At 70.4% G+C, this 18,457-nt stretch carries 13 protein-coding genes; 11 read left to right on the top strand and 2 right to left on the bottom strand.

Annotated elements, in window-relative coordinates; translation table 11 throughout:
* Positions 1-38: 38 nt before the first annotated feature.
* Complete coding sequence (locus ACIGXO_RS10940; RefSeq protein WP_399783407.1) at positions 39-350, bottom strand: hypothetical protein; 312 nt, start codon at positions 348-350, stop codon at positions 39-41.
* Between the two features lie 308 nt (positions 351-658).
* Between ACIGXO_RS10940 and ACIGXO_RS10935 the strand changes: the two genes are divergently transcribed.
* The 7 genes from ACIGXO_RS10935 (at position 659) to ACIGXO_RS10905 (ending at position 11,524) form a co-directional block, all read left to right on the top strand.
* Positions 659-3,310 (top strand): ABC transporter substrate-binding protein, encoded by a 2,652-nt coding sequence (locus tag ACIGXO_RS10935; RefSeq protein WP_399783404.1) that lies wholly within the window; start codon positions 659-661, stop codon positions 3,308-3,310.
* Positions 3,311-3,458: 148 nt separating this feature from the next.
* Complete coding sequence (gene typA, locus ACIGXO_RS10930; protein ID WP_399783401.1) at positions 3,459-5,366, top strand: translational GTPase TypA; 1,908 nt, start codon at positions 3,459-3,461, stop codon at positions 5,364-5,366.
* 466 nt (positions 5,367-5,832) lie between these two features.
* On the top strand, positions 5,833-7,461 hold the full coding sequence (locus tag ACIGXO_RS10925) for an ABC transporter substrate-binding protein (protein WP_399783399.1): 1,629 nt from the start codon (positions 5,833-5,835) through the stop codon (positions 7,459-7,461).
* A gap of 132 nt (positions 7,462-7,593) precedes the next feature.
* Complete coding sequence (locus ACIGXO_RS10920) at positions 7,594-8,517, top strand: ABC transporter permease (RefSeq protein WP_399783397.1); 924 nt, start codon at positions 7,594-7,596, stop codon at positions 8,515-8,517.
* Between the two features lies 1 nt (position 8,518).
* A complete protein-coding gene (locus tag ACIGXO_RS10915) occupies positions 8,519-9,427 on the top strand; it encodes an ABC transporter permease (protein ID WP_399783872.1) in 909 nt (302 codons plus the stop codon).
* 11 nt (positions 9,428-9,438) lie between these two features.
* Positions 9,439-10,476, top strand: coding sequence for an ABC transporter ATP-binding protein (locus tag ACIGXO_RS10910; protein WP_399783394.1), 1,038 nt, complete (start codon positions 9,439-9,441; stop codon positions 10,474-10,476).
* The gene (locus tag ACIGXO_RS10905; protein WP_399783391.1) at positions 10,469-11,524 is read left to right on the top strand and encodes an ABC transporter ATP-binding protein; all 1,056 of its coding nucleotides are present in this window, start codon (positions 10,469-10,471) and stop codon (positions 11,522-11,524) included. Before ACIGXO_RS10910 ends, ACIGXO_RS10905 begins: the two co-directional genes overlap by 8 nt.
* 24 nt (positions 11,525-11,548) lie before the next feature.
* On the opposite strand, the gene ACIGXO_RS10900 is transcribed toward ACIGXO_RS10905, so the two are convergent.
* A complete protein-coding gene (locus ACIGXO_RS10900) occupies positions 11,549-14,158 on the bottom strand; it encodes a hypothetical protein (RefSeq protein ID WP_399783388.1) in 2,610 nt (869 codons plus the stop codon).
* Positions 14,159-14,220: 62 nt separating this feature from the next.
* Here ACIGXO_RS10900 and ACIGXO_RS10895 point away from each other — a divergent pair, with 62 nt between their 5' ends.
* From ACIGXO_RS10895 to ACIGXO_RS10880, 4 genes are all read left to right on the top strand, one after another.
* Positions 14,221-14,757, top strand: a complete 537-nt coding sequence (locus ACIGXO_RS10895) for a hypothetical protein (RefSeq protein WP_399783385.1) — start codon at positions 14,221-14,223, stop codon at positions 14,755-14,757.
* A 171-nt stretch (positions 14,758-14,928) separates the two neighbouring features.
* The gene (locus tag ACIGXO_RS10890; RefSeq protein ID WP_399783382.1) at positions 14,929-16,563 is read left to right on the top strand and encodes an ABC transporter substrate-binding protein; all 1,635 of its coding nucleotides are present in this window, start codon (positions 14,929-14,931) and stop codon (positions 16,561-16,563) included.
* Between the two features lie 4 nt (positions 16,564-16,567).
* Entirely contained in the window at positions 16,568-17,491 is a 924-nt protein-coding gene (locus tag ACIGXO_RS10885) for an ABC transporter permease (protein WP_399783380.1), read from the top strand.
* Positions 17,484-18,455 carry an ABC transporter permease gene (locus ACIGXO_RS10880; protein ID WP_399783377.1) on the top strand — a complete coding sequence of 324 codons (972 nt, stop codon included), beginning with the start codon at positions 17,484-17,486 and terminating at the stop codon, positions 18,453-18,455. The genes ACIGXO_RS10885 and ACIGXO_RS10880 overlap by 8 nt, the downstream gene beginning before the upstream one ends.
* Positions 18,456-18,457 lie beyond the last annotated feature (2 nt).

Raw genomic sequence — 18,457 nt, 5'->3', positions numbered from 1 at the left:
GGACTGGGACGAGGGGGACGTCCGGGCAGGAGACCCCGCTACGGCGCGCGGCGGTCGCGGGCGCCCAGCCCCTCGTCCTCGGCGTCGGTCCACAGGGAGGAGTCGTAGGGGGCGTCGGGGATGGTGACCATGTCGGACACCGCGCGCCCCGCGGTCGGCACCGGCCGGTCGCCGGCGTCGGGCGCGGCCTGTGCGCGCAGCAGCTCGAGGCTCTCGCGCAGATGCTCGGTGTCGCTGCGGACCCGGCGTATCTCCAGCCCGCCGCCGACCTGCTGTTCCAGGCGTCCCACCGAGCGGACCAGGTCGTCGAGGCTGCGCTGCACAGCCGTCAGATCATCGTGCAAGGACATGACGAGCCCTCACTTCCGAGGGTGCGGTCGGCAATCTCATGCGCCTGCGAGTGTCGCGCGTCACAGTCGCGGTTGGGAAGGGATTCGCCGGTATTCCGGGTCACGATGGCGCATAGGGGGGCGTGACCGGTCGTACCGGAACGCGTTGGGCCGGGCGGGTGGCCTTGGGGAGTACCGCCGCCGTGTCGCCGCGGCGCGCGCCGCGGCGTCCTTTTGAGTGGACGGGCCATAGGTGTGATGAGCCGCAAAGTCGGCCGAATGTGATCAGCGGCGGCGCCGCCGCACGGGCGAGCCCGGAGGTAACAGTCATGACCGACGACGTCGGACCGCAGGGCGCGCACGGCGGCCGGGCGGCGGGCCGTGGGCGGCGCCGGGTCGCGCTCCTCACCGCGGGCGCGCTGCTCCCGCTGCCCGTACTGGCCGGCTGCAGCGGCGACGAGCCGCGGCCGGCCGGCGCCGGCAGCCAGGACATCGCTCCGGCAGCCCCGGCGACGCTGCGCGACGGCGGCACGGTGCGCTGGGCCGTGGACGAACTCCCGCGCACCTTCAACGCCTTCCAGACGGACGCCGGGGAGAGCACGGACACGGTGGCGGGCGCGGTGCTGCCCGCGCTGTTCACCCTGGACGCCGACGGCGTACCGCAGCGCAACCCCGACTACCTCAAGGCCGCCGAGGTCACCCAGCGCGAGCCGAAGCAGGTGGTGCGGTACTCCCTGAACCCGGCGGCGCGCTGGAGCGACGGCCGGAAGATCTCGGCGGCCGACTTCGCCGCCCAGTGGAAGGCGCTGCGCGGCAGGAACGCCGCGTACTGGACGGCGCGCAACGCCGGCTACGACCGCATCGAGAAGGTCGAGCCGGGCCCCGGTCCCGGCGAGGTCCAAGTGACCTTCGACCGCCCGTACGCCGACTGGCAGTCGCTCTTCACGCCGCTGTACCCGAAGAGCGTCATGGGCAGCCCGGCGGCGTTCAACGACGGCGCGCGCAAGAAGCTCGCGAGCAGCGCCGGGCCGTTCCGGGTGCGGGAGCGGGACGCTCGCGCCGGCACGGTCACCCTGGTACGGAACGCGCGGTGGTGGGGCGGCCGGGCCCGGCTGGAGAAGATCGTGCTGACCGAGCTGCCCGCCACGAAGCGGCCCGCCGCGCTGGCCAAGGGGAAGATCGACGTCGCGGAGATCGACCGCGGCACGGCCAAGGAGCTCGGCGCGGCGGGTGGCGGGAACCAGCAGGCGGCGGTCGGGGACGACGCGCCGCGCGGAGCCGTCTCCGCCGACGCGCTGCGCCACCAGGCACTGGCCCGCGGCACCGACGCCGAGCGCAAGGCGGAGCTCAGGCATCGCCAGGAGGCCGCGGCCGCCGCCGAGCGCCGCGCGCACCTGCGCGGCTACACCGTCCACCGCGCCCTCTCCCCGTCCTTCACGCAGCTCGCCCTGAACGGCAGCACGGGACCGCTCACCGATGAGCGGGTCCGCCGCGCGGTGGCCCGCGCCATCGACCGCGCCACGCTGGCCAAGGAGGTACTGGGCCCGCTCCGGCTGCCCGCCGCGCCGGTCGGCAGCCATCTGCTGCTCGCCGGGCAGCCCGGCTACCGGGACAACAGCGGCGCGCTGGGCGGCCAGGACACCGGGGCGGCGCAGGCCCTGCTGGCCGACGCGGGCTGGCGGCTGCCGCAGGGCGGCACCGAGGAGGAGACGGACGCACAGCCCGGCGAGCGGGAGGCCGGCCGGGGCCGGACCGACGCGGACGCCGGCCGGGCCGACGACGAGAACGGGCAGGGCGACGGGAAAAGCGGACAGCGGGACGCGGGGCGGCCGCACGGCGGTCCCGCCCGCTCCGGCGCGGGGACCGCGACCGGCCCGGCGTCCCTCTCCGGGCTGACCGGCGCCGGTTCCGCGGGCCTGCAGCGGGCGGCCCTGCTGCGGCAGAGCGCGGCGCTGTACGACGCGGCGGCGCGCACGGAGCGGCGGCGCGCGCTGGGCGACACCGGGTCGGCCGCGTACGCCGCCTACGAGCGGGCCGGCGGCCGGGCCGCGGACGCCTGGGACGAGGCCGACGTACTGGCGGACGCCGCCCGGCGGCAGACCACCGCCCTCGCGGCGGGCCCCGGAGCGCGGGGCTGGGACGACACCAAGCCCGGTGCGGGCCAGGAGGCCGCGGGCACCGGCCCGGCCGGTCCGCTCAGCGCCGTCCAGGCCCGCGAGGCCGAGGCCGCCGCCGAGCGCAACCGGCTCGCCGCGGTGGCGGAGCGCGCGGAACGGGAGGCGGGGCAGCAGCGGCCGGCCGGGCAGCCGGGGCGCGAGCGGCCCGAGCCCGTCGCGGCCGGGGCCGCCGAAGAAGCGGGGGACGCACACGGCGGTCCGGACGCCAAGGGCGCCAAGGGCGGGCACGCGCACGGCAAGGACGACGCCGCGGCCCGCAAGAGCGCCGTCTTCGTGAAGAAGAACGGCCGGCCGCTCATGCTGCGCTTCGTCCTGCCCGACGGCCCCGGCACCGCCCAGCTCCGTACGGTCGCCGACCGGATCTCCGAAATGCTGCGGAAGATCGGCGTACGGACGAGCGTCCAGAAGGTGGCCGACAAGAGCTACTTCGAGGACCACATCGCGTCCGGGGACTACGACCTGGCGCTCTACTCCTGGCCCGGCAGCGCCTACCCGGCCACCGACGCCCGGCCCATCTACGCCAAGCCCCGGCCCGCCGCCGACGGCTCGCTGACCGTCGAGCAGAACTACACCCGGGTCGGCACCGACCGGATCGACCAGCTCTTCGACCAGGCGTCCGCCGAGCTCGACCCGGACGCGGCGCGGGACCTCGTCGCCCAGGCCGACCAGCGGATCTGGGCGGCTGCAGGATCGATCCCGCTGTACCGGCAGCCGCAGCTCGTCGCGACCAGGTCCCAGCTCGCCAATGTGGGCGCTTTTGGCTTCGCGACGCCCGTGTATCAGGACATCGGTTACAAGAAATAGCAGGTCAGGACGGGTGCGAGCGGGCTGGGGCGGCCGATGCCGCGCCAGCCCCGTACCATGGGACGAGGCCGTGGCGTCTGCATGCCCGGCGGGCGCGCGTGCCGGACCGTACGCGCCGTCAACCACAATTCCGGGAGAAGCGCCGCAAGTGCCCACGCGCCACGACATTCGTAACGTCGCCATCGTCGCCCACGTCGACCACGGCAAGACCACCCTTGTCGACGCCATGCTCAAGCAGGCGGGAGCCTTCGCCGCACACGCCGCCGAGAACCTCGACGAGCGCATGATGGACTCCAACGACCTGGAGCGTGAGAAGGGCATCACGATCCTCGCCAAGAACACGGCGGTGAAGTATCACCCCAAGGACGGCGGGGACCCGATCACGATCAACATCATCGACACCCCCGGCCACGCCGACTTCGGCGGTGAGGTCGAGCGCGGTCTGTCGATGGTCGACGCGGTCGTCCTGCTGGTCGACGCCTCCGAGGGCCCGCTGCCGCAGACCCGCTTCGTGCTGCGCAAGGCGCTGGCCGCGAAGATGCCGGTCATCCTGTGCATCAACAAGACCGACCGCCCCGACTCCCGGATCGCCGAGGTCGTCGACGAGACGTACGACCTGTTCCTGGACCTGGACGCGGACGAGGACCAGATCGAGTTCCCGATCGTCTACGCCTGCGCCCGTGACGGCGTCGCGTCGCTGACCAAGCCGGAGGACGGCACCGTCCCGGCCGACAGCACGAACCTGGAGCCGTTCTTCACCACGCTGCTGGAGACCGTCCCGGCCCCCGAGTACGACGAGACCGCGCCGCTGCAGGCCCACGTCACCAACCTCGACGCGGACAACTTCCTCGGCCGTATCGCGCTGCTCCGCGTCGAGCAGGGCGAGCTGAAGAAGGGCCAGACCGTCGCGTGGATCAAGCGTGACGGCACCGTCTCCAACGTCCGCATCACCGAGCTGATGATGACCGAGGCGCTGACCCGCAAGCCGGCCGAGGTCGCGGGCCCCGGCGACATCTGCGCCGTCGCCGGTATCCCCGACATCATGATCGGCGAGACGCTGGCCGACCCGGAGAACCCGGTCGCGCTGCCGCTGATCACGGTCGACGAGCCCGCGATCTCGATGACCATCGGTACGAACACCTCGCCGCTGGTCGGCCGCGGCGGCACGGGCAAGGGCGCGGACGCCAAGGCCGCGGTCAAGGACCGCAAGGTCACCGCCCGCCAGGTGAAGGACCGCCTGGAGCGCGAGCTGATCGGTAACGTCTCGCTGCGCGTGCTGGACACCGAGCGCCCCGACGCCTGGGAGGTGCAGGGCCGCGGTGAGCTGGCGCTGGCCATCCTGGTCGAGCAGATGCGCCGCGAGGGCTTCGAGATGACCATCGGCAAGCCGCAGGTGGTCACCAAGGAGGTCGACGGCAAGGTCTACGAGCCGACCGAGCGCATGACCATCGACGTGCCCGAGGAGCACATGGGCGCGGTCACGCAGCTCATGGGTGTCCGCAAGGGCCGGATGGACAACATGTCCAACCACGGCTCCGGCTGGGTCCGCATGGAGTTCATCGTGCCGTCCCGCGGTCTGATCGGCTTCCGTACGGAGTTCCTGACCAACACCCGCGGCACCGGCATCGCGCACTCGATCCACGAGGGCCACGAGCCCTGGTTCGGCACCCTGCAGACCCGTAACAACGGCTCCCTGGTCGCCGACCGCGCCGGTGCGGTCACCGCCTTCGCGATGACCAACCTCCAGGAGCGCGGCGTGCTCTTCGTGGAGCCGGGCACCGAGGTGTACGAGGGCATGATCGTCGGCGAGAACAGCCGCGCCGACGACATGGACGTCAACATCACCAAGGAGAAGAAGCTCACGAACATGCGGTCCTCCACGGCCGATGTCACGGAGTCGATCGTGCCGCCGCGCAAGCTCTCCCTGGAGCAGTCCCTGGAGTTCTGCCGCGACGACGAGTGCGTCGAGGTCACCCCGGAGGCCATCCGCATCCGCAAGGTGAACCTGGACGCCCGCGAGCGCGCCCGCGCCGCCTCGCGCGCCAAGCACGGCTGACCGTCTTAAGGCCCCGCAGGCCGACTTCCCAGCGCCCCGCCGGACTTCTGTCCGGCGGGGCGCTGTCGTATGTACGCTCCGTCACCGGCCGGCCGGTGCGCGCTAGCGCACCGGTGATCGCGTCGTCAAGACGCCGAGGGTCGTCCGCGACCCCCGCCGGGCGGCCGGATAGTGGACGGGCGGCGCCCTCCGGTCAGTTGGAGGTCCGATTCATTCCCCTCTGGATGGATTGGTTTGTCCGGTTTCCGGACGTCGATCTCCGGGATGTGATCAAACCGAGACCAGGGACTCGTGGCTTATGGGGCGAACGTGACTAAGGATGGGGGCATTGAGCTCGGGTCAATGGGTCACGCGCTGTGAAGGCGCCGACTCACGAGCGTCGGGGGCTGGTCGCGCGCTGTCAGGGGTGTCAGCGGACGGCCGGCTCCTTTCCATGTCACGAATGGACTCATGAGGAGGCAGTCCCATGCGCGGTGCCAGAAGCGCCACTTGGGTCGCGGGAGCCATAGCCATCGCCCTCGGTGTGACGGCGTGCGGCGGAAGCGGTGACAGCGCGAGTTCCGAGGCCGGAGTAGTCCGGTCCGCCTGGGGCGACCCGCAGAACCCGCTGGAGCCCGCCAACACCACTGAGGTGCAGGGCGGCAAGGTCCTGGACATGATCTTCCAGAACCTCAAGAAGTACGACCCGAAGACCGGCGCGGCCGAGAACGACGCCGCCGAGTCCATCGAGAGCAAGGACCAGCAGACCTTCACCATCAAGGTGAAGAAGGGCCTGACCTTCTCCAACGGCGAGCCGCTGACCGCCAACTCCTTCGTCGACGCCTGGAATTACGGCGCGCTGGCCACCAACCAGCAGAAGAACAGCTACTTCTTCGCCGACATCGAGGGCTACGACAAGGTCGCCCCGGCCAAGGGCAAGCCCACCGCGAAGACCCTGTCGGGCCTGAAGGTCGTCGACGACCACACCTTCACGGTCAAGCTGACCCAGAAGATGTCGACCTGGCCGGTGCGCCTGGGCTACAAGGCGTTCGCGCCGCTGCCGAAGAAGTTCTTCTCGGACCACGAGGGCTACCTCGACAAGCCCATCGGCAACGGCCCCTACGCGGTCGACTCGTACCAGAAGGGCACGCAGATGAAGCTCGTGCCCAACAAGAAGTACAAGGGCGACGACAAGCCGCAGAACAAGGGCGTGCTGCTGAAGGTCTACACGGACTCCAACACCGCCTACTCCGACCTGCAGGCCGGCAACATCGACGTGCTCGACAGCCTGCCCGCCGAGCAGATCAAGAACGCCAAGACCGACCTGCAGGGCAACTACGTCTCGCAGCCGGCCGGCATCAACCAGACCATCACCTTCCCGCTCGACAAGGGCGCGTGGAGCAAGCCGGGCATGGAGAAGGTCCGCAAGGGCATCTCCATGGCGATCGACCGCAAGCAGATCACCGAGAAGATCTACAACGGCACGCGGACGCCGGCCACCGACCTCACCTCCCCGGTGCTCGGTGCCGCCAACGGCTACTCCAAGGACGCCTGCGGCGACGCCTGCACGTACAACCCCACCGAGGCCAAGAAGCTCATCAAGGAGGGCGGCGGCCTGCCCGGCGGGAAGATGACCATCAGCTACAACGCGGACAAGGACTCCCACAAGGAGTGGGTGGACGCGATCTGCAACAGCGTCAACAAGGTGCTGGGCGACGACAAGGCGTGCGTGGGCAACCCCGTGGGCACCTTCGGTGACTTCCGCAGCCAGATCACCAAGGGCGAGATGACCAGCGCCTTCCGCGCCGGCTGGCAGATGGACTACCCGCAGATCGAGAACTTCCTGACGCCGCTGTACGCCACCGGCGCCAGCTCCAACGACTCGCACTGGAGCAACAAGAAGTTCGACGACCTGCTGAAGCAGGCCGCGGCCGAGCCGGACACCAAGAAGGCGACCAAGCTCTACCAGGACGCCGAGAAGCTGGTGTTCGAGGACATGGTCGCCATCCCGCTCTTCTACCAGAACGGCGTCGCCGGCTGGTCGCAGAACGTCTCCGACGTCGAGCTCGACGCCTTCAGCGTCCCGGTCTACACCGAGATCAAGGTCAAGAGCTGACCCGACGCAGCCCCTGAGCGGGCCGCACCGAACCAACCGCTCACGGCAGCAGGGAGCAGCCGGTCACCCGCGCCTCGGTCACGAGGCCCGCGGGCCCGGCTGCCCCCGCGTCGGCGCATTTCTGGAGGACACATGGGGCGCTACGTCGTGCGACGACTGCTCCAGATGGTGCCCGTCTTCATCGGCACCACTTTCCTGATCTTCGTCATGGTCTACGCGCTCGGCGATCCCGTCGCGGCCATGTTCGGAGACCGGACCCCCGACCCGGCCACCGCCGCCCAGATCCGGGAGTCCCTGCACCTGAACGACCCGCTGTGGAGCCAGTACCTGCAGTACATGGCGGGCATCTTCCAGGGCGACTTCGGCATGGCCTTCAACGGCCGCCCGGTCATCGAGCTGATGGGGGACGCCTTCCCCCACACCATCCAGCTCACCCTGGTCGCCTTCGTCATCGAGCTGGTGGTGGGCGTGACGCTCGGCGTCATCGCGGGCATGCGCCGCGGCCGCCTGATCGACACCGGCGTTCTGGTCCTCACCCTGTTCGTGATCTCCATCCCGACCTTCGTCACCGGCTATCTGCTGCAGTACTTCGTCGGCGTGAAGTGGGGCGCGCTGCCCCCGTCGGTCTCCACCGAGGTGCGCTTCGAGGAGCTGATCCTGCCCGGCATCGTGCTGGCGGGCGTCTCGCTGGCGTACGTGGCCCGGCTGACCCGCACCTCCATCGCGGAGAACATCCGCTCCGACTACATCCGCACCGCCACCGCCAAGGGCCTGCCGCGCCGCCGTGTGATCAGCGTGCACCTGCTGCGCAACTCCCTGATCCCGGTCGTCACCTTCCTCGGCACCGACATCGGCGGCCTGATGGCCGGCGCCATCGTCACCGAGCGGATCTTCAACCTCCAGGGCGTCGGCTACCAGCTCTACCAGGGCATCCTGCGGCAGAACGCGCCGACCGTCGTCGGCTTCGTGACCGTGCTCGTGGTCGTCTTCCTCGCCGCCAACCTGCTCGTCGACCTGCTCTACGCGGTCCTGGACCCGAGGATCCGGTATGCCTGAGATGACCAAGACAGCGGCCGACGAAGCCGTGGCCGCCGCCGAGTCCGTGCCCGAGCAGGCCGAGAAGGCCCGCTCCCTCTGGGGCGACGCCTGGCACGACCTCCGCCGCAACCCGATCTTCTACATCTCCGCCGTCCTGATCCTCTTCCTGGTCGTCATCTCGATCTGGCCGGGCATCATGACGAGCACCAGCCCGTACGCCTGCGACGTGTCCAAGTCGGCGCAGGGCGCGGCCCCCGGCCACCCCTTCGGCTTCGACAAGCAGGGCTGCGACGTCTACGCCCGTACGGTTCACGGCGCCCGCGCCTCGGTCACCGTCGGCATCTGCACCACCCTCCTCGCCGCCGTCCTCGGCTGCGTCATGGGCGGGCTGGCCGGCTTCTTCGGCGGCTGGTGGGACTCGCTGCTCTCCCGGATCGGCGACATCTTCTTCGGCATCCCGATCCTGCTCGGCGGCATCGTCTTCCTGTCCGTCGTCAAGGGCGGCTCGATCTTCACGGTCGTACTGCTGATGGCCGTCCTCGGCTGGCCGCAGATCGCCCGTATCGCACGCGGCGCGGTGATCACCGCCAAGCAGCAGGACTACGTGCAGGCGGCCCGCGCGCTCGGCGCGTCCACCCCGCGCATGCTGCTCCGGCACATCGCCCCGAACGCCCTCGCGCCCGTCATCGTCGTGGCGACCATCGCGCTCGGTACGTACATCTCGCTGGAGGCCACCCTGTCGTTCCTCGGCGTCGGCCTGAAGCCGCCGACGGTCTCCTGGGGCATCGACATCTCCCAGGCCGCCACCCAGATCCGCAACGCGCCGCACACGCTGCTGTATCCGGCGGGCGCGCTGTCGATCACGGTGCTGGCGTTCATCATGCTCGGCGACGCGGTGCGCGACGCCCTCGACCCCAAGCTGCGCTGAGGGAGGCGTACGTGACCACCACCGAGAAGACCACGGCCGTGCCCGGCCCGCGGACCCCGGAAGCGGCCGGTTCGCCGCTGCTCCAGGTCCGCGACCTGCACGTCGAATTCCACACCCGGGACGGCGTCGTCAAGGCCGTCAACGGCGTCAACTACAGCGTCAGCGCGGGCGAGACGCTCGCCGTGCTCGGCGAGTCCGGCTCCGGCAAGTCCGTCACCGCCCAGGCGATCATGGGCATCCTCGACATGCCGCCGGCGAAGATCCCGCAGGGCGAGATCCTCTTCCGCGGCCAGGACATGCTGACAATGTCCGGCGAGCAGCGCCGGAAGATCCGCGGCGCCAAGATCGCCATGATCTTCCAGGACGCGCTGTCCTCCCTGAACCCGGTGCTCTCGGTCGGCTACCAGCTCGGCGAGATGTTCCGCGTCCACCAGGGCCTGTCCAAGAAGGACGCCAAGGCCAAGGCCATCGAGCTGATGGACAAGGTCAAGATCCCGGCGGCGAAGAACCGGGTGGGGGACTACCCGCACCAGTTCTCCGGCGGCATGCGCCAGCGCATCATGATCGCGATGGCGCTCGCCCTGGAGCCGGACCTGATCATCGCCGACGAGCCCACCACGGCCCTCGACGTGACCGTCCAGGCCCAGGTCATGGGCCTCCTCGCGGAGCTGCAGCGCGAGTACCACATGGGGCTCATCCTGATCACCCACGACCTGGGTGTCGTCGCGGACGTGGCCGACAAGATCGCGGTGATGTACGCGGGCCGCATCGTCGAGCACGCACCCGTGGGCGAGCTGTACAAGAACCCCGCCCACCCCTACACCCGCGGCCTGCTGGACTCCATCCCGCGCCTGGACCAGAAGGGCCAGGAGCTGTACGCGATCAAGGGCCTGCCGCCCAACCTGCTGAACATCCCCGGCGGCTGCGCCTTCCACCCGCGCTGCCCCAAGGCCCAGGACGTCTGCCGTACCGACGTCCCGGCGCTGGCCACGGTCGCCGACGGCCGCGGCAGCGCGTGCCACTTCTGGAAGGAGACGCTCCATGGCTGAGCCCGTCACGAAGAACGCGGACCGCGAGCCGATCCTCCAGGTCCGCAATCTGGTGAAGCACTTCCCGCTCACCCAGGGCGTCCTGTTCAAGAAGCAGGTCGGCGCGGTCAAGGCGGTCGACGGGATCTCCTTCGACCTGTACCGCGGCGAGACGCTCGGCATCGTCGGGGAGTCCGGCTGCGGCAAGTCCACCGTCGCCAAGCTGCTGATGAACCTGGAGCGGGCGACCGCCGGTGAGGTCTTCTACAAGGGCGAGGACATCACCAAGCTCACCGGCCGCGCCCTGAAGGCCGTGCGCCGCAACATCCAGATGGTCTTCCAGGACCCGTACACCTCGCTCAACCCGCGGATGACGGTCGGCGACATCATCGGCGAGCCCTTCGACATCCACCCCGAGGTGGCCCCGAAGGGCGACCGGCGCCGCAAGGTCCAGGAGCTGCTGGACGTGGTCGGGCTGAACCCGGAGTACCTCAACCGGTACCCGCACCAGTTCTCCGGCGGCCAGCGCCAGCGCATCGGCATCGCCCGCGGCCTCGCGCTCAACCCCGAGATCATCATCTGCGACGAGCCGGTCTCGGCGCTCGACGTCTCGGTCCAGGCCCAGGTCGTCAACCTGATGGAGCGCCTCCAGGACGAGTACGAGCTCTCCTACCTCTTCATCGCGCACGACCTCTCCGTCGTCCGGCACATCTCCGACCGCGTCGGCGTGATGTACCTCGGGAAGATGGCCGAGATCGGCACGGACGAGGAGATCTACGAGCACCCGACGCACCCGTACACCCAGGCGCTGCTCTCGGCCGTGCCGGTCCCCGACCCGGAGGCGCGCGGCGGGCGGGAGCGCATCATCCTCAGCGGCGACGTGCCGTCCCCGGCGAACCCGCCGTCCGGCTGCCGGTTCCGTACCCGCTGCTGGAAGGCGCAGGACAAGTGCGCCGAGGAGACGCCCCTCCTCGCCGTCCCCGCGCCCTTCAAGGACACCGACTCGCTCGCCGCGCACGAGTCGGCCTGTCACTTCGCGGAGGAGAAGGACGTGGTGGGGGCGGCGTAGCCCGCGGTCGGCGGCGCAGGCCGCCTACCTGCCGAGGCCCTGGTCGGGCCGGGGCGGCTCCGGCGCCGGCCCGGCGGGCGGGGCCTGTACGGGGCGGGCCGCGGCCGGGCCCCTGGACGGCCCGGCCGGCATGCCGGTCTGCCACACCGCTGGCGTGGTCTCGGTCTTGGCCGGGGAGTGGCTCTCGGCCTTGGCCGGGACGCGAGCCTCGGCCTCCGGTGCGGTCTTGGCCGGGCCGTGGGCCTCGGTCTCCGGGGCCGGCGGTCGCGGCCCCACCCACCGCTCCGGCACCCCGGGCAGCCGCCGCACGGAGTCCGTCGCCCGCGCCGTGGCGAAGGCGGCGGCCTGGTGCGCGACCGGCGCGAACCCGGGAGCGGCGTTGGCGCTCTCCGAAGGGATCTGGCGCACGCCCATCCTGGTCAGCTCGCCGACCGTCCGCTGGTCGAACACCTGCCGCGGCAGCTGCCAGGAAGCCGCGCCGGTCACGTCCACGCGGTGCTCCGTGCCGTCCACCGGGAAGGTCAGCCCGTACCCCAGGTACTGCTGGTGCTCGTCGAAGAGCAGCGTGCCCTGGACCTGGTTGCCCGATTCCCTTACACGGTCGGCGAGTTCCCGGGTGACCGGCGGCAGGGGATTCGTACGGCCGAGACTCGCGACGTACCCGTCGGCGATCACCTCCGTCACCGTGCCGTCCCGGTCCGTGAACGGCACCCGGAAGAGCGGCTTCCCGTCCGGCCCCGGCACGGTCTCCACCGCGCCCAGCCGGGCCCTCTTGATGTCCAGCCGGTCGCCGTACCCCGAGCCCTCGCCCGTCATCTCCCGGTACTGCACCTGGTGGTTGAGCGCGGCCGGGGCGTTGCCGCCCAGGATCGTGACGCGCGCCTCCGGGTTCTGCCCCAGGATGATCTCCGCGTTGGCGACGCCGGTGCCGCCCGATCCCGCGATGATCCAGTGCCGGGCGGCGCGCGGGTCGAACCGGTTGTCGGCGACCTCGTCGCCCAGCAGCGCCCGCCCCGGCGCGGCCGCGCGGGCGTCCTCCCACTTCTGCGTGGCCTCCACCGTCTGCCGGATGCCGTCCACGGTCTCGCCCTGTACGGACTTGCTGCCGCCCAGCCGCGCCTGGACCGCCTCCTCGTCCAGCATGCGCAGGACGGCGGCGGCACCGCCGCCCGAGCGCTCCGCTTCGTGGAGCCGCTCCCGCAACTCGGGCACGCGCTCGCCCAGAAGGCGCACCGCCTCGCTCAGGCTCTCCACGCCCCGGACCCCGCGGTCGTTGTCGTCGCGGGCGACCCCCGGCACGACCTCCGGCGTCAGGCCCGTGGCGATGACCGGCGTGCCGGCCACCTCGACCGTGAGCGGCTCGCCGCCGCTCAGCGGCTCGATGCGCGTCACGAGCCGGCCGTTCTTGTCCAGCGTGAGCTGTCCGTACCCGTCCACCAGCGGACCACGCGCCGCCAGCCGGTCCTCCCACGCCCGGGTCGCCAGGATGGACACCCGGTCGGTGGGCCCGCCGCCCGCGTACGGGTCGAGACCGACGCGCCGCAGGTCGCGGTCCTGGTCCGCGGACTGCACGAGCCCCGCGCCGGGGTCCAGATGCCAGCGCCCGACCGCGTCGACCAGTAGCGTGTCCGCGTCCCGGCCGGTCAGCGCGGCGCCGCCCCCGATCATCACGGGGCGCGGCCGCACTCTCCCGCCCTGCCACAGGGCTTCGTCCCGCAGCTGCCGCTCGGTGGCCGCGCTCCGGGCGCTGCGGGCGGCGGCCTCCTGCGCGACGCTCTCGGCCACGGTGCTCGCCGGTGCGTGTGTTTCCGGCAGCGCGACCGACACCGCCCGTCCGCCGATGACTGTCTGCACCTCGCGCGCGGCCTGCGCTTCCGCCTCCCTGAACGCCTGGAGAGCGGCGGCGTCCTGGGGGGTGAGCTGTTCTATGGGGTGGGCGAGTTCGCGGACCAGCCGCAGGCTGCCGGCCGACAGGTGCTGCCGTGCGTAGTCGAGACGGATCTCGGCGGCCTGCGCCGCGGCCGCGAAGCTCTCCGCCTCGCTGACGGGGGCAGTGGGCCGCAGCCCGCACCGGTCGAGGAGTCCGGAGAGCTCCGCTCTGGCCTGCTCGCGCTGGACCGCCTCGAGCGAGGGCCGGGCGTACTGCTCGGCGAGCCAGTTGAGCTCGCCGATCAGGCCGCGGTCGGTCGCGGACAGTGAAGGGTCGGTGGGCAGTTCGGCGCCGCGCCCCAGCAGGTCCGCCGCTATGGGCGCGAGCCCGGCTCGTGACCGTTCCCGGCAGGCCAGGAACTCGCCCGTGCCCTGGGAGAGCACCCGGCCGAGTCGGTCGAGGGGCAGCCGGTCGGAGGTATGGATCATGTAGTGCTCGGACGTCGTGTTGATGAGCGTTCGTGCCACCGTGCCGTCCGGGAGCGGTACCGCGTCCACCCAGACGGAGATCGACTGCCCGGAGACATGGAGCGCGGCGAAGAACGGACGCCCGTCGTCGTGCTTGAGCTCGGCCCGGTAACCGGCGAGTTCCAGCACCTGCGGCAGCAGCCGCTGCGCTTCCGTGAGCAACTCGCGCTGGCTCGTCCATGAGCCCTGCTGCCGCGGCATGCTCAGCAGCAGTCTGGGATCGGTACCCGCGTCCACGTATTCCCCCGATGACGTCAACTCCCGTACTACCGTGAGCCGCAGCGTATAGGATCACGATCATGCTGATAGCGCGTTCGGCCCTGGAAGCCCACCTCTACATGGATCTGCACCCCTGCGAATGCGGGGTCGCGGATTTCGCGCGTCAGCACAGCCTTCAGCAGCGCGCGGGTGCGCTGGTTTCGGTGTACGAGGGCGCGTGCGCGGGATGCGGGCGGCAGCGGCAGTTCGTTTTCGAGATGGCGGAGGAAACGCCGCCGCCTCCGCCGGCATTCGGTGGGCCGACGCCTTCCCGGATCATTGACCCCGGGGAATTCCAGGCGGTGGCCAATAGCGTGTCCGCCCGTGTCGGCCCGCTCCTCCTCGCCGCTCCGCCGGCCGAGCGGGGGGAGCACCGGGCGGCGCTGGAATACGGTCTCGCGGCGGTGGAGGAAGTGATCAAGTTCTTCCCGGCGGGGGAGGACCGGATCCCGGCCGGCGCTTTCACCTCGGAGCGCGGCAGGGCGCTCTATGAAAAGGACCCGGAGAAGTTCTCCCGGGACCTGGTCGAGGACGAGATCGCGGGCAAGCGTCGCATCCTGGCCTCCCTCGACCAGTAGCAGAGCCCCTCACCCCCTCCGCGCCCCCGGCATCCCCGGGGGCGCTCGCGCATTCGGATGGTTTCCGTGGAGCCGGGGGCTCGTACGGCCGTAGTGGGAGTGCGACCGCATCCTCTTTGGGTTCTTATGTGGCCTACGTACGACTTGTGTCGCGGACTGAGGAGGCACCGGATGCGTGGAGCCACCCGTGCGAAGTGGGCGGTGGGAACGGTGGCCGTCGCCCTCGTGGCGACGGCGTGTGGTGGCGGCGGCGGGGGCGGCGGTGGCGGGGACGGCAAGGGGGTTCTCAGTTCGTCCTGGGGTGATCCGCAGAATCCGCTGGAGCCCGCCAACACCAACGAGGTGCAGGGCGGCAAGGTCCTCGACATGATCTTCCGGGGGCTCAAGCGGTACGACCCGAAGACCGGCGAGGCCGAGGACATGCTCGCCCAGAAGATCGAGACCAAGGATCAGCAGAATTACACGGTCACGATCAAAAAGGGCTGGAAATTCAGCAATGGGGAGCCGGTCACCGCGCAGTCGTTCGTGGATGCCTGGAATTACGGGGCACTGATCGACAACAACCAGAAGAATGCTTATTTCTTCGGGTATATCGAGGGGTATGACAAGGTCCATCCGGAGAGCGGGAAGTCCAGCGCCAAGACGCTCTCCGGGCTGCGGGTGAAGGATGACCGCACCTTTACCGTGCGGCTCAACCAGAAGTTCTCCACCTGGCCGCAGACGCTCGGGTATCCCGCCTTCGCGCCGCTGCCGCGCGCCTTCTTCAAGAACCACGACAGCTGGCTGAAGAAGCCGGTCGGGAACGGGCCGTACAAGGTCGAGTCCTACACCAAGGGGTCGGCGATGACGCTGCGGAAGTGGAGCGGGTACAAGGGCCCGGACAAGGCCCGGAACGGCGGCGTGGACCTGCGGGTCTACACCGACAACAACACCGCCTACACCGATCTGCAGGCCGGCAATCTCGACCTCAGCGACGACATTCCCGCCGCGCAGCTGAAGAACGCGAAGGCGGACCTCGGCGACCGGTACATCAATCAGCCCGCCGGCATCATCCAGACCCTTACCTTTCCCATGTACGACGGAAAGTGGGGATCGGCGAGGATGGCGAAGGTGCGGCAGGGGCTGTCCATGGCGATCGACCGCAAGACGATCACGCGGCAGATCTTCCAGAACACCCGGACCCCGGCCAGTGACTGGACCTCGCCCGTGCTCAAGACCGACGGCGGGTACAAGGCCGGGCTGTGCGGAAAGGCGTGCGAGTACCAGCCCGCCGAGGCGCGCAAGCTCATCAAGGAGGGCGGCGGGCTGCCCGGCGGCAAGGTCACCGTCACGTACAACGCCGACACCGGCTCGCACAAGGACTGGGTCGACGCGCTCTGCAACAGCGTCAACAAGGTGCTGAAGAACGACAAGGCGTGCGTGGGCAATCCGGTGGGGACCTTCGCCGACTACCGGAACCAGATCACGGCCAAGAAGATGAAGGGGCCGTTCCGCGCCGGCTGGCAGATGGACTACCCGCTCATCCAGAACTTCCTGCAGCCGATGTACTACACCGACGCCTCCTCCAACGACGGCAAGTACAGCAACAAGCAGTTCGACAAGCTGGTCGACGAGGCGAACGCGGAGACCGACCGGCAGGCCGCGGTGCAGAAGTTCCAGGACGCGGAGAAGGTGCTGGTCAAGGACATGCCGGTGATCCCGCTCTGGTACCAGAACGGCAGCGGCGGTTACACCGACCGGCTCAGCGATGTGAGACTCAATCAGTTCAGCGTGCCCGTCTACGACCGGATCAAGGTCGGCAGCTGACCTCATGGGACGCTACGTCATCCGGCGGCTGCTCCAGATGATCCCGGTGTTCATCGGCAGCACGTTCCTGATCTTTTTCATGGTGTACGCGCTGGGCGACCCGGTCGCCGCGATGTTCGGCGACCGCGCCCCCGACCCCGCCACCGCCGCGCGAATCCGCGAGGAACTCCTCCTCGACCAGCCGCTGTGGAAGCAGTACCTGCACTACATGGGCCAGATCTTCCGCGGGGACTTCGGTACCGCCTTCAACGGGCAGCCGGTCACCGAGCTGATGGGCACGGCCTTCCCGGTCACCCTGCGGCTGACCCTGGTGGCCATCGTCATCGAGATCATCGTGGGCGTCACCCTCGGCGTCCTCAGCGGGCTGCGCCGCGGCCGCGCGCTGGACACCAGCGTGCTGGTCTTCACCCTGGTCGTGGTCTCCATCCCGACCTTCGTCAGCGGCTATGTGCTGCAGTTCCTGCTCGGCGTGAAGTGGGGGTGGGTGAAGCCGACCGTCTCCACCGACGCGTACCTGGACGAGCTGCTGCTGCCCGGCGTGGTGCTCGCGCTGGTCTCGCTCGCGTACGTCACCCGGCTGACCCGCACCCAGCTCGCCGAGAACGCCCGCGCCGACTACGTGCGCACGGCGGTGGCCAAGGGTCTGCCGCGGCGCCGGGTCGTCACCCGGCACCTGCTGCGCAACTCACTGATCCCGGTGGTCACCTTCATCGGCACCGACATCGGCCAGCTCATGGGCGGCGCCATCGTCACCGAGCGGATCTTCAACATCCACGGCGTCGGCTTCCAGCTCTACCAGGGCATCCTGCGGCAGAACTCGCCCACTGTCGTCGGCTTCGTCACCGTCCTCGTCCTGGTCTTCCTCTTCGCCAACCTCGTCGTCGACCTGCTGTACGCCGTCCTCGACCCGCGGATCCGCTATGCCTGAGCGCTATGTACCGAAAGAAGCGGTCACCCACGGGGACGGCGCTGCCACCGCCCTGGCGATGGCCGAGGCCGAGACACTGGAGGGCGGCCGGAACGGCCGGGGCGGGAGCCCGCGCGACAAGCCGCGCAGCCTGTGGGGCGACGCCTGGCGCGACCTGCGCCGCAATCCCGTCTTCCTGGTCTCCGCGCTGATCATCCTCTTTCTGATCGTGATCGCGATCTGGCCGCAGCTGATCGCCGACGGGAACCCCTACCGCGCGGACCTCGCCAAGGCCCAGGAGGGCTCCGCGCCCGGCCACCCCTTCGGCTTCGACACCCAGGGGCGGGACGTCTACACCCGTACCGTCTACGGCGCCCGCGCCTCCATCACCGTCGGCATCTGCGCCACCGCGGGCGCGGCCCTCCTCGGCAGCGCCCTCGGCGGCCTCGCCGGCTTCTTCGGCGGCTGGTGGGACGCGCTGCTCTCGCGCGTCGCCGACATCTTCTTCGGTATCCCCGTGCTCCTCGGCGGCCTGGTCTTCCTGTCCGTCGTCACCAGCAAGACCGTCTGGCCGGTGGTCGGCTTCATCGTGCTGCTCGGCTGGCCGCAGATCGCCCGGATCGCCCGCGGCTCCGTCGTCACCGCCAAGCAGAACGACTACGTCCAGGCCGCGCGGGCGCTCGGCGCCTCCTCCGGCCGGCTGCTGCTGCGGCACATCGCGCCCAATGCCGTGGCCCCCGTCATCGTCGTCGCCACCATCGCGCTCGGCACGTACATCTCCCTGGAGGCCACGCTGTCCTACCTCGGCGCGGGCCTGAAGCCGCCCACCGTCTCCTGGGGCATCGACATCTCCACCGCCTCCACCTACATCCGCAACGCACCGCACATGCTGCTGTATCCGGCGGGCGCGCTGTCGATCACGGTGCTGGCGTTCATCATGCTCGGCGACGCGGTACGCGACGCCCTCGACCCCAAGCTGCGCTGAGG

The sequence above is a fragment of the Streptomyces sp. NPDC053542 genome (genome assembly GCF_044544685.1).
Lineage (GTDB): Bacteria > Actinomycetota > Actinomycetes > Streptomycetales > Streptomycetaceae > Streptomyces.
The sequence above is the reverse complement of the archived record's forward strand: the minus strand, read 5'-3'. Positions and strand labels throughout refer to the sequence as shown.